We start from the raw sequence: 26,352 nt of genomic DNA, 5'->3' as shown, positions 1-26,352 counted from the left end.
CGCGATCAGGGGAGCAACCGGACGCGGAAGTATGCCTTCGCGGCCGGATCCGTTCCGGCTGTCGGATTGGAAACGCCCTGAACCCGGATGTCGTCGAGGCGGATCCCGCCGTTCGCCGCACTCATGTCGTAGCCGGAAAGCCGGAACTCGATCGGGCCGGTGGAAGTGAAATCCGGGAAATCGATGGATTTGAACACCACCGGTTCATTCGTGCTCGCACCGGAGGTGTGGGACACATCGCCGAGCACGGTCAGGGACGATCCGTCCCAAGCCGCCAGTTGGACATTGTACTCTTCGTTCGCGAAATTGCAGTCCGTGTAAAACGAAAGGGATTCGAACGTGGTCTGATATCCCGAATCGGGCGTCACGGTGAATGCGAGGTAGTTGGTGGGCACCGTCTGGTTGGCACCGGCGAAATTCATTCCCACTCCGGGGGTCGCACTCGTCGAAAAAATCACGTAGTCGCCGCCATCGGGAACTCCGATCGTGCCCCCGTCAATGTCGCGTATGTAGAACGATGCATAACCGCCCCCCGTGTAGCCGCTGTTCGTGAGAATCGATGTCGTGCTGAAAGGATCCGTGTCCGCCGAGGGAGCGCTTGCGGCGAAGGTGGCGAAGTCGGGCTCTTTGGCAGCCGTCCACGGCGGCCCCGTAAAGGTGAAGTTCGAAATCAGGTTGCCGGCCGAATGCCCGAACAACGTGATGTCGTCGAAGCGGGTGCCATGGGTGGAGGTCGACGCACCGTAGAGATAGAACGTCCACGTGACGTCCTCGGTGGTCACGAAGTCGGGAAAGTCGATTTCTTCGAGCGACACGGCCGCGTTCCCAACCGTGGGAACCAGACCCTGAACCACGAACACCTCTCCACCTCCCGTGGTCGTGTAGCTCACGTCGACAACGCCCGTCGTCGCGTACTGGTTGGAGTAAAAGGAAAGCGACTCATACACGACCGCATCCCCGCCTGACTCGATCGTGAACGAAAAGTAATCGCCCGCAGCAGCAGCCGTTGCCTGGCTGGCTGTGGTCACGTCCGCGAGGTTGAATCCGGGGGATCCGGACTCACCGGAGTCGAAAAGCGTGTTTTCCAGAACGAACGCCGCGGCCCCGCCACCGGTCAAACCCCCGCCCTGCACGAGACGGTTCGCTGTGGTGACGATATCCGTATCCACCGAATCGAAGGCCGCCGAATTGAAGTCTCCGTTCGTCCCCTCCTGGGCATCATAGCGGGCCAGCACCCCGGGGCTGCTCTCTCCTCCTCCACCCATCGAATCGAGAGAAGCCGACCAGTTGGTGGTGGAGCCCGGATCACTTGCCGGGTAGCCGCTCTCAACCGTGGACCACGTCGCGAGGTTGGTGCTACGTTCGATGTCGTAGCTGTTTCCCGCGAGACTCGGCCAGGTGAGCGTGACCTGGTTCCCGGTCAGATCGAAGTCCGTGATGGCGAAAAACGAAGTCCCGCTGACCGGGTCGGTGCCCGCACCCACCTCGAACGCGTCGCCCTGACCGTCGCCATCGGTGTCCGCGTTGTTGGGATCGGTGCCCAACGTCGCTTCTTCGTCGTTGAGAAGTCCGTCGCGATCGGGGTCATTCGCTTCCAACGCCAGCATCTGGCTGGCAAACCCCTGACCCAGCGCGATCTGGCCGTTGTGATCGAAGTGGATCGTGTCACCCGAGCGGACATCGAAGCCGTCGGTATTGACGAAGCCGACCTGAACCATGTTCGCGGCCACCGCCTCCTGTGCTTGGCGAACCTTGTAAGCGCCGGTCCCCGGAGTCGTGATCTGCGAGCCATACTGGCTGTCGGAAAGACTACCGACGACGAAGGGCGCGACCTCGCCACCGAAGACGTCCTGCCGTACCCGATTGACCAAGCTCGTCAGGTTCGCCTCATACTGATCCGCAGCACCCCCGGTGTCCGCCTCCCCCTGGTGCCAGATCATGCCACCGAACTCGTAGGTGTCGCCGTTGGAAGTCAGCGCCGTGAGCGCCGCTTGGGCGGTGGCGACGAAAGTCGCATACATGTCGCCCGTCGCGGACCATTGCGTGTGCAGATTGGTTCCGCCGTGGGTGTACTTGACCACCGCGATGTTGACCGACGGATCGGCGTCGGCCATCGCCCGGCCGAATGCCACTTCGGAGCCGAACTCCTTGGCGAACACCGGGTTGGTGGTGCCGTGTCCGGAGCCCGGAGCCAGGTCCGTCCACTGGTCTTCGAGAATCCAGCCCGCATTGCTCACCGCTTGGGTGCGATGCCAATAGAACGCCACGTCCGTTTGTGCCGCTGACAACGGGGGCAGGAGTTGTGCGGCGTCGCCGCGGCCATTGCCGTTCGACTGGCCGCCGAGGAAGTAGACCCGGTAATGGGCGGCGATCGCCGGGGTGGTGGAACAGAGGCTGGCAAGCGCCAAAGAGACAGGCAGGAAGCCGCGGACGAGGCGTGACATGGCTGGGTTGGGTTCTTGGGAGCGTCCGGACGGCGAACCGACCGGCAGTGACCTGGAGCGAGGCTGGTTCAGGAAGCCGAACGGCGTCTGCGCATGAGGCCGAAGGTACCGAGCCCGAGCAAAAGCAGCGATGCCGGCTCCGGAACGGCAACGGTCTGGCCATTTAGCACGATGTCATCGAAGCGGATCCCTCCGTTGGACGCGCTCATGTCGTAGCCATAGAGCCGGAACTCGATCGCACCGGTGGAGCTGAAGTCCGAGAAGTCGATCGACTTGAACACCACCGGTTCGTTCGTACTGGCGCCGGAAGTATGCGACACATCGCCGAGCACGGTGAGAGATGAGCCGTCCCATGCGGCGAGTTGGACGTTGTACTCCTCGTTCGCGAAATTGCAGTCGGTGTAGAAAGACAGCGATTCGAAGGTGATCTGATAGCCCGAATCAGGTGTCACTGAGAAGGCGATGTAGTTGGTCGGGATCGTCTGGTTGGCTCCGGCGATGTTCATCCCGACACCTGCAGTCGCACTGGTTGAGAAGATCGCGAAGTCCCCGGCGTCGGCGACACCGACCGTGCCCCCGTCAATGTCGCGAATGTAGAACGACGCATAGCCACCGGAAGTGAAGCCGCTGTTCGAGAGGGTGGAGGTCGTGCTGAAAGTGTCCGTGTCGGCGGACGGGGCGTTTGCGGCGAAAGTCGCGAAATCAGCCTCCTTGGCAGCGGTCCACGGCGGGCCGGTGAACGTGAAGTTCGAGATCACTGCGCCGGGCGCGGTGCAAACGAGCGCGATGGATACAGCGGCAAGGCGTCTTGCAAGCGATGCTTCCGAGGGGGTTTTGATTGTCATGTTGGTCGGGGGGCCTGTTCGGTCCACCAACCAATAAGAATCTCTCTCCAAACGTTAACAGGTCGGCCGGAAAATCTCGGACGCGCTGCGGAAGATGCCTGCGGGAGGCCGGTCACCGCCCTCCTTCGTCCGCTCCGGACAAGGCCACGTTGCTTCCAGTGAGCGTGATGTCGTCGTAGCGGATCCCGGCGGACTCCCGACTCCCCTGAGGCGAGTCCACCCCGTATCCGTAGAGGCGGAACTCGATGGGGTCTCGGGAGGTGAAGTCTTCGAAATCGATGGTCTTGAAAGCCACCGGCTCGTTGGAGCTGGCCCCGCTGGTGTGCGAGACCGAACCCAGTCGGGCTTCGGACTCGCCGTCCCATGTCCGCAGTTCGATGTGATAGCGGTCGTTGGGTGCGTGCACACCCGTGTAGAACGTGAGCGAGGAAAAAGTGAGTTCATGCCCCGACCCGGGAGTCACCGAGAACGCGATGTAGTGGGTCGGCTCCGATTGCCCCGCATTGCCGACATTCATCCCGCTGCCGGGTGTGCCGCTCTTCGAGAAGATCAGATAGTCGCCCGGGTCGTCCACACCCACGGTTCCGCCATCGATGTCGCGGATATAGAAGGATCCGTAACCTCCTGCCGTGTAACCGCTGTTGGAGAGAAGCGAAGTCATGCTGAACGGGTCGACGTCCTCGGACGGCGACTGCTCGGCGAAGCTGGCGAAAGAACGCACGCGGGACGTCTCCGGTGGAAGGTTGGCGAACGAGAACCTGGAGATGGCTCCGGCGAAGCGGTCGATCCGTTTCCGAAACGAAGCGGATCGATGAGGGATCTCGGTCAGCTGACCGTCGGCCTCCACGCGGCGCGCCATGCCGGCCTTGAGGATCTCCTTGGCCCCTTCACCCGACCGCGCGGCGACCTCCACCGAGCCCGCCATCACATGAACCTCGTCCGGCGCGCCGGCCGCCGAGACAACTCCGAATTCAGTACCAAGATCGACAACCACAAGCTCCGGCGTTTCCGCGGTGAATCCCTTCGCCTGCGCCGGCACCCGGAACCACGCGCTACCCTGCTCCACCGCCACCCGGTTCGCCGCCATCACCTTCAGCTCGCAAGGGGCCTCGGCAACAAGACGAACGCCGCTTGAGAAGACCCCTTCGAATGCCCCTTCCGAAAGCACCAACCGGGATCCGACCGCCAGCTTCCGTGCCTCGGGGGGCTCGCCTTCGCCCTCGTAGGTCAGCCGGTAGCGGGAGTCAGGATAGGTATCGAAAACGGCGACCTGAGGCGGGGAGGATGGCGCCAGAATGATTGCCATGGTTGCCACCAGACCAAGCAGCACGGCAGCGGCCGCAAGCAGCGAACGCTTGGCATTCCGCCGTCGCTGACGGGCCATCACCCGGTCCGCACGCAGTTGACCCGCCCGGCCGGCGCTATCGGCGATGGAAAACCGCGTCTCGAGCGTGTTGTGCAGGTCCACCAGCTTGACGTAGGTCCGCAAGGCTTCGCGGTCGCTCCGCAAGACCGCCTCCAGTTCGGCGGCCTCCTCACGCGAAAGCTCGCCATCGAGTAGCGACAGGATTCTTTGCTCGATCTCTTGGCGATTCATGTCGACTGACCCTCAAGGGTGTTTTCGATGCACTGCTTCAGGGCCTGGCGAACCCGGTGCAGGGTCACGCGCAGCACTTCCGCGGATGTGCCGAGCCTTTCGGCATGCTCCTTGATCGACTTACCCGGCGTGTAGCGCACCATCAACAACTCCCGTTGCTTCTCGCCTAGTTTGCCCATGCATTGATCGAGTGCGGCGAAGATCGGTTGCTTGGAATCCTGTGGCACCAACTCTTCCGCCATGTCCTCGACGAACTCATCCGAGAACGGCAGAGCGCCCACGCGTGAGGCGATTCCGCGGTAACGCATCACTTGGAATCGCGCGATCGTCGTCGCCCACGCCAGGAAATTCGTGCCCGCCTTGAACCGCTTCCGCTTCTGCCAGAGGACGATGTTCGTCTCTTGCAGGACATCATCCACATCGGAACTCCCGGGCATCAGCAGGAGAATGAAGCCTCGCAACGCCCACTGGTGCCGCGCGATCAGGCCAACGTAGTCCTGAAGTGCTTCCTCCTCATTCCTGCGGCCCTTCATTCCCATCGGTTCCCCAACCAATAAGCGGTTGTCCCGAAACGTTAACAAAGCCCGACACCTCGTGTTGCGCAAATTGTAGGGCAAAAGCCGCATTTCGGAGGACCTTACGGCTTCAGTTCCCCCATAGCTGGCTTAGAATCAGTGCGTATTTACTATGTAATTTTGAATAGTAAACACGCCAAAGCCCAATGAATGCATCACGTTTTACCAAGCTCCGGGAGCGAGGATTCGCGTTGATCGTCACGGTTTCACTCCTGGTGGTCGTGGGTCTGCTGCTGGTCGGAATCCTCGGACTTTCGACGGTTGCCACGCGATCATCCAGCCAGACGCTGGCCGAGGCCGAGGCCCGGGCCAACGCGCGGATGTCGCTGATCATCGCCCTCGGTCAATTGCAGAAGACAATGGGCCCGGACGCCAGGGTGAGCGCCCGTGGCGAAACGCTCGCCCAGGACCCGAGACTCGGTGTCGAGGTCGCGAGCAACTCCCCCAAAGCCTGGTGGGTCGGCGTCACCGGCAGCGATCCCGGCGGCGGACTGGACGGAGACTCGGCGCCCGGACCGGGAAATCCGGCGGTGGTTTGGCTGGTCTCCGGACTGGATGCGGGCGGCGACCCCGCCAGCCAGATCGCAAATCCTTCGCCATTCGATACTCCGGTGCCCATGTATGGCGACAAGACGATCGACACCGACGCGCTGACCGGCGGCGCGCCGATCATGGCGGGCAGCGTGACGATCAAGAGCGACGTCAACAAGGACTCCGGCGGCTTCGCCTACTTCATCGACGACAACGGGATGAAGGCGCAGCTCGCGGCGTCGAATCCGAACGTCCGCAACGACGTCGAGCCGCCCTTGGGCAATGGCGCATTCCCGGGGACGTATGACCTCGGAATCCTCGAAGGCATGGAGGAGCTGAGCGGAACGCCCTTCGAGGAGTACGGGCGTCTCTTCTCGATCAATGATCTGCCCCTGATCGGCGCCGACCGGCGCATCGCCCGCGAGAAGCGACTCGGTTACACCACCCTTTCCCGCGGTGTCCTCTCGGACGTGCGCGAAGGCGGCCTGAAGAAGGACCTCACCATCGCCTTCGAGAACCGGCAGGTCTTCGATGCCGTCTTCCCGCAAGGGCGCACCGGCTTCGGAGAAGACTACCTGGTGATGGACTCCGAGAAATACGATCAGGCCCGGGACCTCCAGGACAACGGCTACATCCACTGGGAGATGTTCCGCGACTTCTACAACATCAAGAAATACATCAAGGGCGGCGGCCGCACGTCTCCCGAGCATCTCGATCCGATTTTGATCCACAAAGGAGGACTTTTCAGCGGCTACAACACGCCCTTCGGCCAAGGCCGTCTCGGTCCTCACACCATCGGCGACAACGGCAATGTCCACTCGCTGCACCGCGCGATGCCCTACGGCGACTACAGTGTGATGCAGACGAACAAGAGCGCGGAGAACTACAAGCACAGCCCGGTCATTCCCATCCTCCAGCGGATGCAGATGAACGCATGGCTGGAGGAAACGTCAGCCGGCCGCCAGCGGAAGCTCAAGACCAACGTCCAGCTCTGGACGTCCCACTACAATCCCTTCAACATCGATATCCGGCTCGTCGGCGATGCCAACAATGCCGGCCCCCGGGTGATCACCTACCCGCAGGTCCGCTTCTCCGTCCCCGGCCTGTCGGTCCGGAACCAGCAGGGCAAGGTGATGGCCTTCGACAACGTCTCCGGGCTCGGAGGAAAGCGTCAGTCACACGTTCCGCATGAGGTGATGCTCGGTGCCGGACGAAGCCATGTCTGCGCCTTCAAGAACGACGGCCGGATCGGTGCCGAGAACGACCGCGGCTTGTTCGAGGACAAGGTACGGAACCTGACTCTCGAAAGTGTCTATCAGGACTACGATCTGGTCAGCGGTACAACAGCGGGCAAGCAACTCGAGGTGGAGTTCTACCTCGCCGCGCCGTCCATGACCCACGGTGCCGACCACCTCGGCGGATCGCACGAGGTCTCGCAGGTGTTCTGGGCTCCGTTCGCATGGGACGCGGTCGACCGGAAGCCGGGCAAGTCGATGAAGTTCACCTCAGGCCGTGGCTTCAACGAGAACACGATGGCATCACTCGGCTTCAACCTGCGGACCACCCGCGAGGGCAGCGGCGCGTTGCGGCCGCTGATCGATTCCAACATCCGCGCGATGCTCTGCAACACGAAGTGGGACTCCCCGCTCGGGGTCGACCTGCTCGCCTCCTACTCGCCGGAGAACCTCGGTGAGATGGACGACCCGTTCATGCCGATGGACACCCGCGACAATCCGAAGGGCTACACTTACTGGGGCGCAGGCCGCGATCCGGTGGATGGCTACGACCGCGTGATCCTGTTCGACATTCCGCGCAACGACCTCGTGTCCCTCGGACAACTCCAGCACGCGAGTGTCGGGCGATTCAGCTACGAGCCGACCTACATCGTCGGCAACTCCTACGCCAACCTCCGGATCCCGCTCGAAGACTGGCGGGCCTCGGTGCGCGACAGCTTCAGCACGCGCGACCGTGGACTCGACACCTTCGCCATCGGCGGGAACTTCAACCTCTACGACGCGTCCTACATCGTGAACGAGGTGCTCTGGGACAGCTACATCTTCACCACCATTCCCCAGGTCGCCGACAACCGTGGCCCGGGGCCGGATCCCCAGCCGACCGACGCCCACTTCGCCGCGCTGCTGAATGGCGAGGAGACGCTCGCGAATCCGCGCTTCATTCCCTACGAACCGCCGGGCTCGAGCTTCAACAGGTCGACCCTCCAGATGTCGTCCCGTGGTCGCGGCGAAACCGGCGCCTTCTACCACAACGCCGGCCACCTGCTGGTCGACGGGCTGTTCAATGTGAACTCGACCTCGGTCGATGCTTGGGAGGCCTTCCTTTCGGGTACCCACAAGCTCCCCTACCAGAAGCTCGAGGCCAACGGATCGGTTCGCCGGTTCGAGACCGACGTCGAAGGCGTCCGCTTCCCGCGGGTGCAGTCGGTTCTCGGCGGCCCGATGGAAAAGGACAATCCCGACGAGAACTACTGGACCGGCTTCCGCGACCTCGAACAGGAAGAGGTTCGCGAACTCGCCGAAGCCATCGTCGCCGAGATCCGCGAGCGCGGACCGTTCCGTTCGCTCGGCGAGTTCGTGAACCGCAAGCTTGAGTACGGCGAACACGGGGAACGCGGAGCGCTGCAGGCGGCTCTGGACAAGACCGTGAACGCCGGCATCGACGACGATTTCGAGTCGGACGCCGGACACCCGCAGGTCCCCGCATACAGCACCCAGGGCGCCGGCTTCCCCGGACAACTGCTCCAGGGAGACATCCTGCAGGTCCTCTCTCCCTACATGTCCGTCCGCTCGGACACCTTCACCATCCGCTCCTACGGGGAGTCCCGTAGTTCTGACGGCAAGATCCGGGCCCGCGCGTGGTGCGAGGCCACGGTGCAGCGCTTCCCCGATCCCGTCCCCGACGAGGGCGCGACCGGCAACGCGCTCGCCCAGCTCGTCCGCCCGACCAGCAAGTTCGGCCGGTCGTTCCGGATCTCGTCGTTCCGCTGGCTGAGCGCGAATGAAATTTGACGTGGCACCGGGCTCCCGTGGTTTAAAACTCCCCCAGATGACGCCCCGCAGGATCCCGCTCGCCCTCGTGCTGACGCTATCGCTCGGAACGTGCGCCCTCGGGCAGGACCTGAATCTCCGCACGCTGGCGCTGAAGAAGGGCGAGATGCCGGAGATCTTCGTCAAGGCGGCGAAGAAGAACGAGATCGCCCACAAGCTCGACTGGCCGGCGCGCCAGCCGTCCGAAGTGCTCAAGGTCCCGGCCGCCGGCTCGATCGCGATGCTTACCCGGGAGGTCGATGACGAAGGCGCCGAAACCTTCAAGGCGGCGCAGCAGGTCGAGGTTCCGGCCGGCGCCAACGGCGTGCTGCTGCTCGGTTGGAAGGCGGGCGACAACACCCGCATCGTCGCGCTGAAGGACGACTTCGTCGGCGCCCGCTTCAACGACTGGCTGCTGGTCAATTCGACCGCCAAACCGATCGCCTTCCGCGCGGGTGAGGATTCGAAGACCCTGGTCGTCCGGCCGGGCAGCTCGGAGACCTACAAGCTCGATGTGAATGCCGAGCGAGGCGCCGAGGTGCTCGTCCAGGTTCCGGAAGATGGCGAAGCCAAGACGATCTACTCGACCTACTGGCCGGTCCGCGAAGGTCGCCGGGCGATCGTGCTCTTCGTCGACGACGGGAAGAAGATCCGCGTCAAACGGATCAGCGACCACCTGCTTCCGCCGAAGCCGGAGGAGTAAGCCGGCCTCCGGTGCCGACTTGCGAAGACGTCGGTTCTCACAAATGATCTGACCATGGGTAGGCACGGAGATCGGAACTCGAAGGGATCCCTCGGCTGCGGCTGCTTCCTGATGCTCTTCGTTCTAGCTGGATGGGGTTTCACCTTCCTCATCTTTCCGAAAATCCCGGACTACGACGAAGCCATGCGGGATGGCGAGCGGGTGCCGGGCACCGTGGTCCGCATCGAGACGGTCGAAAACGTGACGATCAACAACAAGCATCCCCGCAAGGTGGTGTACCGCTACGGTGAGGATCAGGAGGGCACGATGACCATGGCGCTGGATGAGTCGGCCAAGGAGGGTCAAACTGTGCAGGTCCGCGTTCTCGGGCAGTACGCCTACCCGGAAGGCATCCGGCCTCTCGCCCAGCCCGGCTGGCTGAAGGTCGTCCTGATCGGAGGCGCGCTGCTGGCCGTCCTTTTCATCGGTTTCGGCATCCTCCGCCTGCTCGTCATCGGAGGCGCTCTCTTCGCCGCCGGCCGTGGCCTTGCGAAGCGCCAGGACCCAAACCAGCCACCGCCCCCTCCGCCACCGCCAGCGGCGTAGAGAGTTTTTGGCAAAACAGGTGTCACAAACCGGCGCATTGCCCGCAAAGGCCCTCTGTGGACCTGTGCCGATTTGCGTCGAAAAACCCGGATCATCGGAGAGGTGGAGTCCAGCCGCCCTGCCGAAATGCCATCACCGGAACGTCGATCGGGAATTTCTTCCAAGAAACCGCCCGGTTGCGGTTCTATTCTCAGGATCCCCTCATGACCCGGCGTGCCCGGATTCCACGCTGACCTCCCACTCGCATCTCACCCCGAACCCACCATGAAACACGCATCGTTCCACCCACGCCGCCTGGCCCTCGGGCTCGTCACCGCGCTCGCCTTACCGACCGCGCTTGCCCAGCAGGAAATCGGCTACGTCGAGGACTTCGCCTTGGCCGTCGACCGCGAGGCGGCGCTGGCCCAGCTGATCCCCGGAACCGAGGATTACTATTACTACCACGCGCTCCATTTCCAGAATACCGGGCAGGCGAAGGAGCTGGGTGAGATTCTGGCGCAGTGGGACAAGCGCTTCCGCAATTCGGCCCGGCGCAAGATGATCCTGAACCGTCAGGCGCTGATCGATTACTCGAAGGACCCCAAAGGGTCGCTGGAATACCTGCGTCGGGAACTCGGCCTCCAGTTCAACCACCAGCAGGAAGGCAAGGCCAAGGCGGTGAAGCACCCGAGCGAACTCGACCAAGGGCAGATCGCATGGGACCGGTTCCTCGCCGACGCGCTCGCCTCCACCGATACCCTCAGCCCGCTCACCGAGGATGCGTTTTTCCAACTGCTCAAGAGCGGGCGGAAACTGAGCACCCAGGAGCGCCGCGACTTGCTGGCCCGCGCGACCCTGCCCGACCTCCCCGGGTTGGTGGCCTTGATCGCGACCGACCTCGCCGCGAAGGAAAGCCGAGGCTTCGGTGAGTTCCGGATCCACCGTGAACTGACGCTGGCGCAGTTGGAAGAGCTCGCACGTCTCCGGCCGGAGCTGCTGCGCAACGAGCCCTACGTCCACACCCGCCTGGTGAAGCTTCAGCCCGGCGCTGATGTCAACCCGGCGGCCGACCCGGACGCCCGCGAAGCCTACCTTGATGCCGCATGGAACTTCGTCGAGCCGCTCGACCCTGTCTTCAACTCGCTGAAGGCCCACCTCCTTTATCAACGTCTGGTCCATGACCTGTCGCGCGGCGTTTACGACCGCAACCGGCTGATGGAATATGTGAAGCTGCCGCGCAACTCGCCCTGCATCCGCTCCGAATGGCAGCGCGACAACAAGGAGCTGTGGAAGCATGCGGCCGACTGCAACCGCGACTTCAGCTCGGTCACCGGCATGCCGCCGATCGGGGGCGACGAGCCGCTGATTCGCAAGTACCTGCTGCACTTCCTCAAGGACGCCAACGATTTCAAACCGTGGGCACCCTACCTTTCCGAAAGCTGGCTCAAGGGCGTGATGGCCGAGACCAAGATCGTCAACGGCATCGGCGATCCGGAGCGCTGGGCCTCGATGATGAGCCCGGCGCAGTTCCAGGCGCTCAAGGACCGCGTCGACATCGAGTTCGACTCCGCCCACTGGAAGGCGGTGGCCAAGGGTGGCGATCCGGCGGCCAACGCGATGCAGTTCGGCGTCGAGGACCCGGTGAAGCTGAAACTCCACGTCAAAAACGTGCCGCAGCTCATCATCAAGGTCTTCGAGGTCAATCCGCTGAGCTACTACCTCGAGCACGGGCGCGAGGTCAGCACCGACCTCGAGTTGGACGGGCTGATCGCGAACCACGAGCAGACGCTGAAGTTCGACGATCCGCCGGCGCGCCGCATCGAGCGTGATTTCGACTTCCCGCAGATCGGCAAGCGCCGGGGCATCTGGGTAGTCGAATTCATCGGCGGCGGCAAGAGCAGCCGCGCGGTCATCCGCAAGGGCGGGTTGCAAACGCTGAACCGCATCGCGGGTGCGGGCGTGGTGGTCACCGTGCTCGACGAGGCGCTGCAGGCGGTTCCGGAAGGTGCCGTGTGGTTCGGCGGACGACGCTTCGAGTGCGACGACAAGGGCCGCGCGCTCGTTCCCTTCTCCACCGATCCGGGAAGCCGCTCGGCGGTCGTCGAGGACGGCACCGGCTTCGCGTCGCTCGCCAGCTTCGGGCACCCCTCGGAAAACTACGCGCTGCACGCCGGCGTGTTCGTCGATCGCGAAGCACTGCGGGCCAACGGCATGGCCAAGGTCGTGGTGCGGCCGAATCTGACCGTGGCCGGAGAGCCAATCACTCTGAAGCGCCTCGATGCGGTGCGGTTGATCCTCGTTTCGACCGACCTCGACGGGGTCACCAGCACCACCACCATCCCCGACTTCAAGATCTCGACCGACCGCGAGGCGGTGCACGAGATGCGCGTTCCGGACCGGCTGGCGCGTTTGGAGGTCCGGCTCGCCGCCAAGGTCAAGGTGGCGAGCCAGGGCGGCGCGGATCTTGAGCTCAGCGACGCCGCGGTGTTCGAAGTCAACAACCAGCTCCGGACCGAACGCATCGACGACCTCTACCTGAGCAAGATCGACGGCGGCTACGTGCTGGAACTGCTCGGCCGCACCGGTGAGCCGCGTGCGGGACAAAACGTCAACGTGCACGTCCGTCGCCGTGGATTCACCAACACCCGCAGCTTCACGCTGCGCACCGACGCCGCCGGCGGGATCGAGCTCGGCGCCCTCGACGGCATCCTTTCCATCGACACCGAAGCTCCGGGCGGCCACCGCCGGTCATGGCGGATGGATGCCGCAAGCCGCACCCACCCGGGTACGATGCATGTCGTAGCAGGCGCCCCGGTCCGGGTTCCTTACTTCGGCAAGCTTGAACGCGAACAGGTCGCGCTATTTGCCGTATCTCCGACCGGGATCACCGCCGATGCGTTCGATGAACTGAAACTGAAAGACGGATTCCTCGTCGCCGACAAGCTGAGCCCGGGCGACTACCGTCTGCTGCTCAAGCGGAGCGGGCAATCGGTCATGCTGCAGGTCGCCTCAGGCGAACAGGCCCTCGGCCATGTCTTCAGCCCTGCCCGGACGCTGCAGCTCAGAAACCGCCCGCCGGCACACATCGCGTCGCTGGAGACCGGCAAGGACGCGCTGTCGATCAAGGTGGCGAACCCCGACAAGCTGACCCGCGTCCACGTTCTCGCCACCCGCTTCCTGCCGGACCACGACGCCTACGCATCTCTCGGATCCGCTCCCCGCAGCGGCCTCTACGGCGGACGCCCCGGATGGTTGCCGAACCTCTACGTCAGCGGCCGCACCATTGGCGACGAGTTCCGCTACATCCTCGAACGACGCTATCAGGAGAAGTTCCCGGGCAACCTGCTCGAGCGCCCGGAGATCCTCCTCAACCCATGGGCGATCCGCGACACCGAAGCGGGAACAGAGACGCTCGCCGACGGTGAAGCCTACAACCGCGCCGCCCCGGGCGATGCGGCAGCAGGAGGCTTCGCCGCCAAGGAGAAAGGCCAAGCCGGCGGCGGAGCAGGCGGCAGCCCGCGCACGGTCGACTTCCTTGCGGAGGCGCCGCTCGCTCTCCTGAACCTTCAGCCCGACGAAAACGGCATGGTCCGCATTGAGCTCGATGCCCTGCGTGACCGTCAGTACGTGCAGGTGCTGGTCATCGATCCCGAAGGCGCCTCATGCGAGCAGGTCGCCCTGCCCGACCGCGAAACGAAGATCCGCGACCTGCGGCTCATCAACGCGCTCGATCCGCAGAAGCACTTCACCGAACAGGACTCCGTGACCCTTCTCAAGGAAGGCGACGAGCTCGTCATCCCCGACCTGCTCACCGCCCGTTTCGAGGTCTTCGATCACCTCGGCGCGGCTTATCGCTACCTGCTGGCGGTGCGCGAAGATCCGACCCTGCGCGAGTTCGAGTTCATCCTCAATTGGCCGAGTCTGACGCCCGAGCAGAAGAGCGAGAAGTATTCGAAGTACGCCAGCCACGAACTGAGCTTCTTCCTTTCCCGCAACGACCCCGAGTTCTTCAAGACGGTCATTCTTCCCTACCTCGCGAACAAGAAGGACCGGACGTTCCTCGACGACTACCTGCTCGAGCGGAAACTCGACGACTACCTCAAGCCCTTCGAATATGCGCGGCTCAACGTGCCGGAGCGGATCCTGCTCTCCCGGCGGGCGCCGAAGCGGATCGACGGCATCCGTCGCGACATCGGCGACCGGCTCTCGCTGCGACCGCCGGACCCGACACGCGACACCTTCCTTTTCGAGTCGGCCCTTTCGTCGTTCGGCATGAGCGGTGGCCGCCATGGCGCGGTCGACCGGGCCCGGCTGCAGCTGGCCGGTCAGATCATGGACGAGATGGCGCCAGCCGCCGAGGCTCCGGCGCCCGAAAGTATGGCGCGGCTCCGGCAAAGCCTGGGACGGAAGGCCGGCAACAACGTGGGGGCGGCATGGAGCAACGAAGCCCCAGAGGAGGAGCTAGAGGAAATGAAGCGCGAGCTCAGCGAGAAGCAGGACATGGCCGAGCGCGCCGCGGACAAGTCGGTCACGAAGGCCCTCCGGGACTACAAGAAGAACGCCGGCAAGGACGCGGACGACGCGTTCGCGGGCATGGACTTCTTCGCTCCGCCCGAAGCCCTCTACCGGAAGATCGAGACGACCAAGGAATGGGCGGAGAACAACTACTACCACCTTCCGATCGATCGGCACACCTACGAGCTGATCACCGAGAACAAGTTCTGGCTCGATTTCGCCACGCACGACGGCAAGGCCGGCTTCGGCTCGCGCCATCTCGGCGAAGCGGCACGCTCGTTCCATGAGGCGATGCTCGCCCTCGCGGTGCTCGACCTTCCCTTCAAGCCCGGCGAGAACAAAACCGAGATCGACGGTGCGCAGCTCACCTTCAAGGCCGGCGGACGGGCGATTGCGTTCCATCGTGAGATCCGGGAGGCCGAAATGGCCAAGCAAGCGCAGCCGTTGCTGATCAGCCAGAGCTACTTCCGCAACGACGACCGCTTCCGCGTCGAGGACGGCGAGAAGGTCGACAAGTTCGTCAATGACGAGTTCATCACCAGCGTGGTCTACGGCGGCCAGACGGTCGTCACCAACCCGACCAGCTCGCGCCGCAAGCTCGACCTGCTGGTGCAGATTCCCAAGGGCGCCATTCCGGTCCTCGGCCACCGCGCGACCGCCACCCATCGCCTCGCGCTCGAACCCTACACGACCCAGCGGCTCGAGGTGTTCTTCTACTTCCCCGCCGCCGGCCGCTATCCGTGCTATCCGGCGCACGCATCCAAGGCCACCGAAGTGGTCGCGAATGCCGACGCCTTCGAGTTCAACGTCGTCGACGAACCGACCAAGGTGGACGAAACCTCATGGGCCTACATCAGCCAGTGGGGCACCGAGGCGCAGGTTCTGGACTACCTGTCCAAGCAGAACCTCCACGCCATCGAGCTCGCCAAGATCGCGTGGCGCTTCCGGGAGAGCGCGGACTTCATGAAGAAGGCCCTCGTCGCGCTCGACCTGCGTGGCACCTACGACGCCACGCTCTTCAGCTACGGCATCCACCATAACCACGCCCCGGCGGTGCGGGAATACCTGCTGATGCAGAAAGGCTTCCTCGACCGCTGCGGTGTCTATCTCGCCAGCGAGCTGATCACCATCGACCCGATCCAGCGCCGCGCCTACCAGCACCTCGAATACAAGCCGCTGGTCAACAACCGCGCCCACGTCGTCGGAGCGAACCGCAAGATCCTCAACTCCGCGATCCTCGGCCAGTATCAGGGCTTCATGAACATCCTCTCCCAGAAGGCGACGCTGGATGACGAGGACATGCTCAGCGCCACCTACTACCTGTTCCTGCAGGACCGCGCGTCGGAAGCGATGGCATGGCTCGACAAAGTCAACGCGAAGGCCCTGCCGACGCGCATCCAGCTCGACTACTTCAAGGCCTACGCCGCCTTCTATCGCGCCCAGCCGGCCGCGGCCCGGACCATCGCCAAACGCTACGCCGACCATCCGGTCGACCGCTGGCGCGAGCGCTTCACCGCGGTGATTGCTCAGGCCGACGAGATCGCCGGCAAGGGCCCGGCGGTCGTCGATGACGAGAACCGCAACCAGCAACAGGAGGAACTCGCCGCACGCGAGTCGACGCTCCAGCTGAAGGTGGAGAACAACGAGGTCGCGCTCAACTTCGCCAACCTCACCGAAGTCACGGTCAACTACCACGAGATGGACCTCGAGTTCCTCTTCAGCACCAACCCGTTCGTTTCCAGCGACAGCGGCGGCTTCTCGGTCGTGCGCCCGAACAAGACCGAGCGGGTGCAACTGCCCGAAGGCGGCAAGGAGCACCGCTTCAAGCTGCCGAAGGAATATCAGGCGAAGAACGTCCTGATCGAAGTGGTCGGCGGTGACAAGAAGCGCTCGCAAGCCGTCTACGCCAACGAGCTGGACACCGCGGTCAGCGAGAACTTCGGGATCCTGACGGTCCGCCACGATGCCGACGGCCGCGCCTTGCCGAAGGTCTACGTCAAGGTCTACGCGATGACCGGATCGGGGCCGAAGTTCTACAAGGACGGCTACACCGACCTGCGCGGAAAGTTCGACTACGCCAGTGTTAGTACTACCGACATTGCCGATGCCTCAAACTTCAGCATCCTCGTGATGAGCGAGGATCACGGCGCCACCGTACTGCAGGCACCGGTGCCGCAGCGTTGAACGAAAAGGGGGACTGCCGGCCATGCGGCAGTCCCCGATGATGATACGGAGCCCTCGAGGGGTCGGATGTCCGACCCGTCGTCAGGGAACCGGCGTTTCCTCGCTGATCTGGAAGAAGAGGCTGTCGGGCGGGCTCACGAGTTCGATCGTCCGGCTGGTCTGATCCGTGCCGGGTTCACCTGCGATTCCGGTTTCCACATCGCCCCAGATCTCAAGGTCGGAACTCGACTGGATCGCATAGGTCAGCGTCGGATCCGAGGCCCACGTCAGCGTCACGGTCGGATTCGGAGTCGCATCGAAGTCGAACACGAAGTCGAGCAGCTCGAGTTCGACCGGAGGCGGACCCTCCGTCAGCACCCAGCTGGTGATGTCATGGTTCTCGGAGACTCCGCCGGTTCTCGACCCGAAGCCGACAAACGCCGTTCCGGTACCGTTGACCGCCCCGATGGTCGATAGGTCGACATCGAGATCCTCGACGATGGTCACTCCATCGAACGACACGTCGAGGTTCCCGGGGAAGTAGCGGATCTCGACGTTGTAGGGTGTGACGCTGAAGTCATCACTCGACAGATCGTTCGCCGATCCCCGCAGCGTGATGCCCGGAACAGCCGCAAGGTCGACCTCGGCCAGGACGGTCGTACCGGCACGGACCTGGAAGACCGCCGCGCTGGGCTGGCCCGCGTTCTGATAGCTGTCGAACGAGAAGTTGAGGGAGTTCGCGTCGAGACCTGCTTCCCCAACCGCCGGCGCAGCCCCGGTACCCGTCGGATCGTTCTGAACCATGAACGAGATGCCGTCCGCGCCGTTGACGCCGAGGAAGTGCATCCCGAAGTTGGTGACGAATCCTGTCGAGAGGTCCACGCGGCGCCGGAACCATGCCGTGCCGTTGGCATCCCCGAAGTTGGGCGTCAGACGGAGCCGGTCCGCATCTCCGGGCTCGGGCACGCTGAGGAAGTCGTTGAGAATGGAAGCATCGCCCAGCAGCGCGAGCTCGTCGCCCGCCAGATCGAAGTCCGGGTAGTTGATCTCGGTGATCGTCGAAGTTCCCGGATCGATGGTGAACGTCATCGTCACGAAACCCGCTGCCGTGGTGGCGGTGAGCGTGTAGGTCGTTGATACCGCCGGCATCACTTCAAGCTGCCCGGAGGCGCCGACCGTTCCGATGCCCTGATCGATTTCGACGCTCGTCGCACCAAGCACGTTCCAGGTCAGCACCGCGCTCTCGCCATCGAGAAGCACCGGGCTGTCACCGGTGAAGAGATCGATGTGCGGGATGATCGCGGAAGGCTGGGGCAGCGGAATGTCGGGAAGGGCCGTCAGCCGCGGAAGACCGGCGTAGAAGTAAACGTCGTACGCGGGGTCGAAGAGGTCCTTGTCGACATTGTCGATCATGGTCCAGCTGGATCCGTCGCTGCTTCCCTCGAGACGCCATGCGACCGGGTCGCGCTCGGGTCCATCGTTCGCCGTGGACCACGAGTAGGCATCGAAGGTGACCGGCGAGCCGAAGTCGAAAATGATCGGCTGACGGTTCTTGTCGTACCACTTGGTGGCCGTGCTCGAGTCGACGAGGAATTCCGGGCCCTCGGACACGATGGTGTCGCCGCCCGGGTTGGTAACCGTGACGGTGGACATGTCGATATCGACGCCGTCATTGGCGAACTCGAACTCGGACATCTGCACGCCGGGGGCGGCTCCGAATCCGGGCACGCTTTCGGCGAGACGGACCGGCGTGTAGCGGACGTAGCGATACGTCGCCTCGCCCTGGGCAATCGAGCGGACAAGCGTGCTGGCGCTGGCGCTGCCTGCGATGTTCCCGTTCTCGGCGTCCAGCACATAGTAGGTGTCCGAGTCAGCCGGAGGAATCACCGGCGCGGTGCCGGTATCCGGCGGTACGATCCCGACTCCGTTGTCGATCGTGAGGGTGTCGGCGTAGAGGGTGTCATAGGCGAGGTCGAGCGAAGTGCCGTTCGCCACGATTTGCGGACTGCCGGAGAAGGATTGGATCACCGGATCCGGAACCGCGATGACCGAAGGCAACGGAAACACCTGGGTGTCCACCTGCCGGCTGTTGGTCGGGATGTAGTTGAAGGGCGTCTGCGCATCCCCGATGAAGAAGTCGATCCGATCGATGACCGTCCAATCGAACTGGTCATCGCTGCCCTCGAGCAACCATGCGACCGGATCCCTTTCGACCGCATCGTTGCCGGTCGTGTAGCGATACGAGTCGATCGTAACGGAGGCTCCGAAGTCGAAGACGACATACGACTTGTTGAAGTCGAGCCACTTGTTCGTGTAGTCGCCGTCGATCAGGTTCCCGACGCCCTCGGCGCCCGGTGTGTTGCCGGCCGGGTTGATCGCACCGGTGGGAACGACCTCAACTCCTCCGTTGAAGAAGTCGAACTCGGTGACCTGGATGCTGTTCGCACCGCCGATTCCCGGGAGGGCCTCCCTGAGCCGGATCGGAGTGAAGCGGACGTAGCGGAACGTCCTCGTGGTCTGCGGAACGGAGCGGACGTTGAAGGTCTCGAAGTCGGTCCCCAGCGTGTTGTCCGCGTAAAGCGTGTACTGGGCGTCGGCACTGTCGTCGGGATCCACCGCCGTGGTTCCGCCGTCCTCCGGCGTGACGAAGCCGACGCCATTGTCGATCTCCACGGCATCGGCATCCGCCACCGTCCAGCCGAAGTCCAGCGTGCTGCCATCGGTCGTGATCTGCGGGGAAGCGCCGAAGGACACGACAGTCGGCGGCCCGGGCGGCGGATCGAGCGGAAACTCGGGAGTGAAGGTGTAACGGTCGGTCGTCGTGTCGTAGGCGACCTTGGAATCGATGAAGTTCCAAGTCACTCCGTCGCTACTTCCCTCGAGGGTCCACGCCACCGGGTCCCGCTCCGGGGAATCGTTCGCGGTGGCAAAGCGATACCCGTCCGTCAGCGTCGGCACGCCGAAGTCGTAAATAAAAGGCTGGGTGTTGAAGTCCAGCCACTTGGTTCCCGTGTCGCCATCATTCAGCTTGTCTTCCTCCTCGGCTGCACCGGGGCTGTTCCCCCCCACATTGGTGACGGTGGCGCCTGTCTGGAGAACTCCCTGATAGTAGAGTTCGAACTCGGCCATCTGAACGAAGGTCGCACCACGGGTCGCGTCGGTGGTGAAGCGGTAGTAGCGATAGGTTTCTTCCAGTGCCGCGTAGAGCGGAGCGGCCGTCACGGCCAGGGCCAGTCCAAGAGCGCCGACTGGCGAGAAGCGCGGGTCTTTCGCGTTCATTTGATTTGGTTTTTATTGGTTCAAGGTGGGCAAGGAGGGCGGCTATTCGCCGCGATGACCCTGCCTCTCCACGAAAGAAGACACGCCCGCCACTGCTCCCACGGTTGTGTCATCTTTGTCTGAAGTTTCATTTTTGTGCAGAAAACCGATCTAACGTTCTTCTAAGTGCCATATTTTTGCAAAATTGCGCCAACGTTCTCTGAGGTCTGAAAACTCAACGCGACCCGGAAGTGCCGTTCACACCCCGCACAGCCCCTTCGGCTACGGGGGCGCTAGTAGTTCAGACGTCGACTGCCTGCCTCATTCCCCTCTTTCCGGACCCCGCAAGATGGCGGAGCCCCCCTTCAACGGCCCGCATTACGGTTTTCAGCGAAGTCCCGCCGAAAACCGGAATCGGGCCCGAGTCTCCCGGACACGAAAAAGCCCGCCGGAAAGGCGGGCTGTTTTCAGAAGAGAGTGGCAACCCGTAGGGGAGTCGAACCCCTGTTGCCAGAATGAAAATCTGGAGTCCTAACCACTAGACGAACGGGTCACTTCTCTTCCAATCCGCCGGAGCGGGCTGGGCGGGCAAAATATTTGGGAGCGTCCGACTGACAAGGACAAAATCGGCCTTTTTCATCCGGATCGGTCACCCGTGGCAGGTCGGACATCGAAATTGGCGAAACAAGCGAAAACCGGACCCCGAGTAGAATGTCGTTGAGACGGTACACACCCACAGACGGCAGCTTTCGGTCCGCGGCGGCCGACCGTCCTCACAAGATTTTGTCCATTCCGACCTTTTCGTTGTTCCCCCAGCCCTCCGTGGGAGTCGCGAGATGCTTGACGCCGCATTTTCATGGCCCCGTTGCGAATTCTTCATCGAAGCTGCCAGATGCTGCCCCAAAGGCGGCTTGCCAGTGCGGTCTGTCCTCCTACGCTGCCCGCCCTGTCAGACAACTCCCTGATTGCTATGAACCAAGAGATCCTCTCCCAAGCTGCCACCCAGGCCCGCGGGCTGGCCATCGATGCCGTGCACGCCTGCTCGTCCGGCCACCTCGGACTGCCCCTCGGCTGCGCCGAAATCGGTGCCGTGCTCTTCGGCGGCGGCGGCCTCCGCTACAACCCGGAAGCCCCCAAGTGGCTCAATCGCGACCGCTTCATCCTCTCGGCCGGCCACGGCTCGATGTTCCTCTACTCGTGGCTCCACATGGCGGGCTACCACCTGTCGGTCGAGGAGGTGAAGAACTTCCGCCAGCTCGGATCCGAAACCCCGGGCCACCCGGAGTTCGGCGATACCGAAGGCGTCGAAGCCACCACCGGCCCGCTCGGTCAGGGCGTCGGCAATGCGGTCGGCTACGCGATGTCCGGCAAGCGCGCCGCGGCGAAGTTCAACACCGCCGACCACACGATCTTCAACCACCACGTATTCGCCCTGCTCGGCGACGGCTGCCTGCAGGAAGGCGTGGCCAAGGAGGCGATCGCCTTCGCCGGCCACAACGGTCTGGATAACCTGATCCTGATCTATGATTCGAACGACGTGACGCTCGATGCCATGGCCGAGCGCACCCAGAGCGAGGACGCGGAGAAATATTTCGCCTCGCAGAAGTGGGACGTTGTGACCATCGACGGCCACGACCTTGAAGCGATCGCCGGTGCCGTTGAAAAGGCAAAGGCCGATGACAACGGCAAGCCGAAGGTGATCATCGCCAAGACCCTGATCGGCAAGGGCATCCCGCAGGTCGCCGGCACCGCCGGTGCGCACGGCGAAGGCGGTGCAAACTTTGCCGACGAGGCCCGCGCCGGTCTCGGCCTGCCGGAAGAACACTTCTACGTCTCCGAGGAAGTCCGCAGCTTCTTCGCCGAGAAGGCCGAGAACTCGAAGCACGAGTTCCTTTCCTGGCAGAGCGACTACGAAGCGTGGGCGCAGGCCAATCCGGCCCTCGCCACCGAATTGCGCGCAGGCGTCACCGGCGAGATCCCGAGCGACATCGCCGACCAGATCCCGGCCTTCGCCGATGACGAAGGCGGCGCCACCCGCGCTTCGGGTGGCACCGTGATCCAGTCGGTCGCCAAGCTCGTGCCCCAGCTGGTCACCGGTTCGGCCGACCTCTACGGCTCGACCAAGAACTACATCAAGGACGGCGGCGACTTCGGCGCCGAGAATCCGGCCGGCCGTAACATCTGGTTCGGCATCCGCGAGCACGCGATGGGCGCCATCTGCAACGGCATCGCCTACGACGGCATCTTCCGCGCGTCGTGCGCGACCTTCCTCGTGTTCGCCGACTACGTCCGCCCGTCGATCCGCCTCGCCGCCCTCGCGAAGCTGCCCGTCACCTACATCTTCACCCACGACTCGGTGGGTGTCGGCGAGGACGGCCCGACCCACCAGCCGGTGGAAACGGTCAGCGGCCTGCGCGTGATCCCGAACCTCGACGTCATCCGCCCGGCCGACGCCGAAGAAACCGCCGGCGCCTTCGCCGCGGCGATGCGCCGCACCGACGGCCCGACACTTCTCAGCCTGACCCGCCAGAACGTTCCGGCCATCCCCGGACTTTCCTCCGGCGAACGCCGCGAAGGCGTGCTGCGCGGCGGCTACATCGTCCGCAAGGAGAAGGGTGAGCTGACCACGATCCTGATGTCGTGCGGCTCCGAACTTCAGCACTGCCTCAAGGCCGCCGAGGAACTCGGCGACGGCGTGCGTGTCGTCTCGATTCCCTGCTTCGAGCGTTTCGACCGCCAGGGCGACGACTACCGCGAGGCGGTCCTGCCGAAGTCCTGCACCAAGCGCGTGGCGATCGAAGCCGGCGTGTCCGGCCTCTGGTGGAAGTATGTCGGCAGCGAGGGCAAGGTCCTCGGCATCGACCGCTTCGGCATCAGCGCTCCGGGCGGCACTGTGATGAAGGAACTCGGCATGACCGCCGAGGCCGTCGTCGCCGCCGCGAAGTAATCGCGCTCCGCACCCGCTTCCTCACCAACGCCGCCCCACACCGGGGCGGCGTTTTTTTGCGTCAGCAAATGGACCGCGCGAGCCCACTCGCGCCCCGGAACCCCTGCCGCCTGGGATGCGCGAGTGGGCTCGCGCGGTCCTTCCGCCTGAAAGCCCCGTCCCGCCGGTTTCGTTCCCTCTCTTCTGCCCAAGCCCGCCCAAACCCATGAAAACCCTCGCTCTCCTCCTCTGCCTCGCCCTGCCCCTCGCCGCCGCCAAAGACCCGCGCGACGACCCGAACCGCCCGGTCGCGACGACCGAAGCCCTCTCCCCCGCCGAAACCGCCGGGCGCATGGAGCTTCCGGACGGCTTCCGTATGGAGTTGATCGCGGGCGAGCCGGACATCGTCCAACCCATCGCCTACACCATCGACGACCGCGGGCGGCTGTGGGTCGTCGAGTGCACCAACTACCCGAACTCCCCCGGCGAACCCAAGGACCGGATCGTCGTCCTTTCCGACAACGACGGCGACGGCACCTTCGAGGACAAGCGCACCTTCTGGGACAAGGCGCACTTCAGCAGCGGTATCGCGGTCGGCTTCGGCGGTGTCTGGCTGGGCTCGCCGCCCAACCTGTTGTTCCTGCCCGATCGCGACGGCGATGCGGTGATGGACGGCGAGCCGGAGATCGTGCTCGACGGCTGGGGCGCCGGCGACACCCACGAGACCCTCAACAACTTCATCTGGGGACCCGACGGCTGGCTTTACGGAACCCACGGAGTTTTCACTCACTCGAAAGTCGGAGCACCCGGCACGCCACCGGCCGAGCGGGTTCCGATCAATGCGGGCATCTGGCGCTACCATCCGACCCGCAAGGTCTTCGAACGCTGGTGTGAGGGGGTGAGCAACCAGTGGGGGGTCGATTGGAACGACCGTGGTGAGGCGTTCTTCGCCGCCTGTGTGGTTCCGCACATGTGGCACGCCATCGAAGGCGCGCACTACACGCGGCAAGCGGGAGGGCACTTCAATCCCAACCTCTATGAAGACATCAAGACCATCGCCTGGGGGCGCTACGAGAAAGCCGCCTACTGCGGCGCGATGGTCTATCTCGGCGGCGCGTTTCCGGATGAATGGCGTGACCGCTTCTTCTTCCACGACATCCACATGAACCGTCTGCGCTGCGAACGTTTCGTAGCCAACGGCTCCGGATTCCGCAGCAAAAAGGTCACCGACTTCGTGGTCAGTGGCGATCCGTGGTTTCGCGGGCTGTCGCCCCAGTACGGACCCGATGGCGGCGTGTTCATTTCCGACTGGTACGACGCCGTGCCGTGCCACCAGCAACGCGCGTTCACCGACCGTTCCAACGGCCGGATGTACAAGATCACCCATGATCGGGTGAAGCCGAGGAAGGTCGATCTCACGAAGGCTAGCGACGAGGAGTTGGTCGAGATGCAGCTCGACGCGAACGACTGGTTCGTTCGCCACGCTCGACGCCTGCTCCAGGAGCGCGGAGCCAAGCCCGGGATCACCGGAAGGCTCGAGAAGATCCTTCTTTCGTTTCCGGACGAGACCCGTCGGTTGCGGGCGCTGTGGGTTCTCCACTCCCAAGGCGCTCTGACGGAAACCACCCTGCTGCGGGCCATGATGGACCAGTCGGCGGCCGTTCGCGGCTGGGCGGTGACCTGCGCATGTGAAAAGGGCGAGCCGACGGCGAAGCTCCGCGAAAAGATGCTCCGGATGGCCAAGGAGGATCCATCGCCGACGGTCCGGCTGCGACTTGCCTCGGCCGCGCAGCGGCTCTCAGCGGATGAGGCATGGTTGCTGGTCGAAGCGCTCGGGAATCACGAAGAGGATCTCGATGACCCCAACCTTCCGCTGATGGTTTGGTATGCGGCCGAGGCCGCAGCACGGTCCGAGCCCGGGAGGGCTCCAGCGGTGGTCGCCAAGTCCCCGATGCCGAAACTTCAGAGATACCTTCCGCGACGCCTCATGCGCGGACTTCTCCAGAACGAGGCGCGCTTCATGCCTGCGATCGACGATCTCTGCTCGGTGCTCCACACCGCCGAACCGCCCCGTCGCATTCATATCCTCGCCGGACTTCTGAAGGGAGCCGAGGGGCACGCGAAGCTGCCGCAGCCGAAAGGATGGACGGCGGCTTATGAAGTCCTGCACAAGGACCAGAATCCGGAGATCCGGCAGCAGGCGCTCACGCTCGCTCTGCTTTTCGGCAATGCCAAGTCGCTCCACGAACTGCGTGCCATCGCCGCCAATGCCGACGCGAGCGCCGAGTCTCGAAGCGAAGCGATGGAGGCCCTCTCATCGCGGACCGACGCCGCGAGCCTCGAACTGTTTCTCCGTCTGGCTTCCGCAAAGGGTCCACTCCGGGAAACAGCGGTGCGGGCGTTGGCCGTCTACGACGATCCGAAGGTCGCAACGTTGCTCGTCGACAAGCTTTCAGAACTCAACGAAGCGGAGACCCGCGGCGCACTCGAAGTCCTCGCCGCACGCCCGGCCTTCACCCTGAAGCTGCTCGAGGCCATCGACTCCGGCAAACTCCCGGGCAGCACCATCACGGCTCCCGTGGCTCGATTGATCCAAGGTCACAAGGACGCGAAACTTGACCAATGGCTTGAGCAGAAATGGGGCACCCTGAATCCGACCGACGAGCAACGCCAGAAAGAGATCGAGCGCTACCGGCGGTTCCTCGGGGAACCGGCGATCCTCAGCGCGGACGTGAAGAACGGAGCCGAGATCTTCAAAGCCACCTGCTCGGCCTGCCATGAGATGTTCGGCGAGGGCGGGCACATCGGACCCCACCTTCCCGGCAACTTCAGCGACGTCGAGTATCTGCTGCAGAACCTGCTCGACCCGAATGCGGTGATCGGCCGCGACTACCAGCAGAGCTTCGTCACCCTCGACGACGACAGTCTCGTCGCCGGCATCGTCACCGAGGAAACCGACGGCACGCTGACTCTGAAGACATTGGCCGGAACCACCACGACCTTGCCGAAGTCGCGCATCAGGAAGCGCGAGCTCAGCCCCCGCTCGATGATGCCGGAAGGTCTGCTGAATTCTCTGAGCGAGTCGCAGGTCCGCGACCTGTTCCTCTACCTCCGTCAGCCCGAGAAGCCATAAGCGACAGCGGACCGCGCGAGCCCACTCGCGCATTCAACCTTCCGGGCTTCCGGG

Annotated in this window: 11 protein-coding genes and 1 tRNA gene; 6 read left to right on the top strand and 6 right to left on the bottom strand. The window is 63.8% G+C overall.

The window, feature by feature from the left end; translation table 11 throughout:
- Positions 1 to 5: 5 nt before the first annotated feature.
- From HAHE_RS09440 to HAHE_RS09425, 4 genes are all read right to left on the bottom strand, one after another.
- Positions 6 to 2,444 carry a sialate O-acetylesterase gene (locus HAHE_RS09440; RefSeq protein ID WP_338690486.1) on the bottom strand — a complete coding sequence of 813 codons (2,439 nt, stop codon included), beginning with the start codon at positions 2,442 to 2,444 and terminating at the stop codon, positions 6 to 8.
- Positions 2,445 to 2,512: 68 nt separating this feature from the next.
- Entirely contained in the window at positions 2,513 to 3,289 is a 777-nt protein-coding gene (locus HAHE_RS09435) for a PEP-CTERM sorting domain-containing protein (RefSeq protein WP_338690484.1), read from the bottom strand.
- Between the two features lie 112 nt (positions 3,290 to 3,401).
- Positions 3,402 to 4,886, bottom strand: coding sequence for a hypothetical protein (locus HAHE_RS09430; RefSeq protein WP_338690482.1), 1,485 nt, complete (start codon positions 4,884 to 4,886; stop codon positions 3,402 to 3,404).
- Positions 4,883 to 5,419, bottom strand: a complete 537-nt coding sequence (locus HAHE_RS09425) for a sigma-70 family RNA polymerase sigma factor (protein WP_338690480.1) — start codon at positions 5,417 to 5,419, stop codon at positions 4,883 to 4,885. Before HAHE_RS09425 ends, HAHE_RS09430 begins: the two co-directional genes overlap by 4 nt.
- 188 nt (positions 5,420 to 5,607) lie before the next feature.
- On the opposite strand from HAHE_RS09425, the gene HAHE_RS09420 reads away from it, so the two are divergent.
- The 4 genes from HAHE_RS09420 (at position 5,608) to HAHE_RS09405 (ending at position 17,002) form a co-directional block, all read left to right on the top strand.
- A complete protein-coding gene (locus tag HAHE_RS09420) occupies positions 5,608 to 9,018 on the top strand; it encodes a hypothetical protein (protein WP_338690478.1) in 3,411 nt (1,136 codons plus the stop codon).
- A gap of 37 nt (positions 9,019 to 9,055) precedes the next feature.
- Positions 9,056 to 9,739, top strand: a complete 684-nt coding sequence (locus tag HAHE_RS09415; protein ID WP_338690477.1) for a hypothetical protein — start codon at positions 9,056 to 9,058, stop codon at positions 9,737 to 9,739.
- 54 nt (positions 9,740 to 9,793) lie between these two features.
- Positions 9,794 to 10,324: a DUF3592 domain-containing protein gene (locus tag HAHE_RS09410; protein WP_338690475.1), complete on the top strand. Its 531-nt coding sequence runs from the start codon at positions 9,794 to 9,796 to the stop codon at positions 10,322 to 10,324.
- Positions 10,325 to 10,588: 264 nt separating this feature from the next.
- Positions 10,589 to 17,002: a hypothetical protein gene (locus HAHE_RS09405; RefSeq protein WP_338690473.1), complete on the top strand. Its 6,414-nt coding sequence runs from the start codon at positions 10,589 to 10,591 to the stop codon at positions 17,000 to 17,002.
- Positions 17,003 to 17,083: 81 nt separating this feature from the next.
- Here HAHE_RS09405 and HAHE_RS09400 read toward each other — a convergent pair whose 3' ends face one another.
- Both HAHE_RS09400 and HAHE_RS09395 read right to left on the bottom strand, forming a co-directional pair.
- A complete protein-coding gene (locus HAHE_RS09400) occupies positions 17,084 to 20,260 on the bottom strand; it encodes a lectin-like domain-containing protein (protein WP_338690471.1) in 3,177 nt (1,058 codons plus the stop codon).
- A gap of 457 nt (positions 20,261 to 20,717) precedes the next feature.
- Positions 20,718 to 20,792: transfer RNA gene (locus HAHE_RS09395), tRNA-Glu, on the bottom strand.
- 417 nt (positions 20,793 to 21,209) lie between these two features.
- Here HAHE_RS09395 and tkt point away from each other — a divergent pair.
- The gene (gene tkt, locus HAHE_RS09390) at positions 21,210 to 23,186 is read left to right on the top strand and encodes a transketolase (RefSeq protein WP_338690469.1); all 1,977 of its coding nucleotides are present in this window, start codon (positions 21,210 to 21,212) and stop codon (positions 23,184 to 23,186) included.
- Between the two features lie 205 nt (positions 23,187 to 23,391).
- Positions 23,392 to 26,298 carry a PVC-type heme-binding CxxCH protein gene (locus HAHE_RS09385; RefSeq protein WP_338690467.1) on the top strand — a complete coding sequence of 969 codons (2,907 nt, stop codon included), beginning with the start codon at positions 23,392 to 23,394 and terminating at the stop codon, positions 26,296 to 26,298.
- Positions 26,299 to 26,352 lie beyond the last annotated feature (54 nt).

The organism is Haloferula helveola (assembly GCF_037076345.1).
In the GTDB taxonomy this organism is placed as follows: domain Bacteria; phylum Verrucomicrobiota; class Verrucomicrobiia; order Verrucomicrobiales; family Akkermansiaceae; genus Haloferula; species Haloferula helveola.
This window is presented reverse-complemented; position numbering and strand designations above follow the sequence as displayed.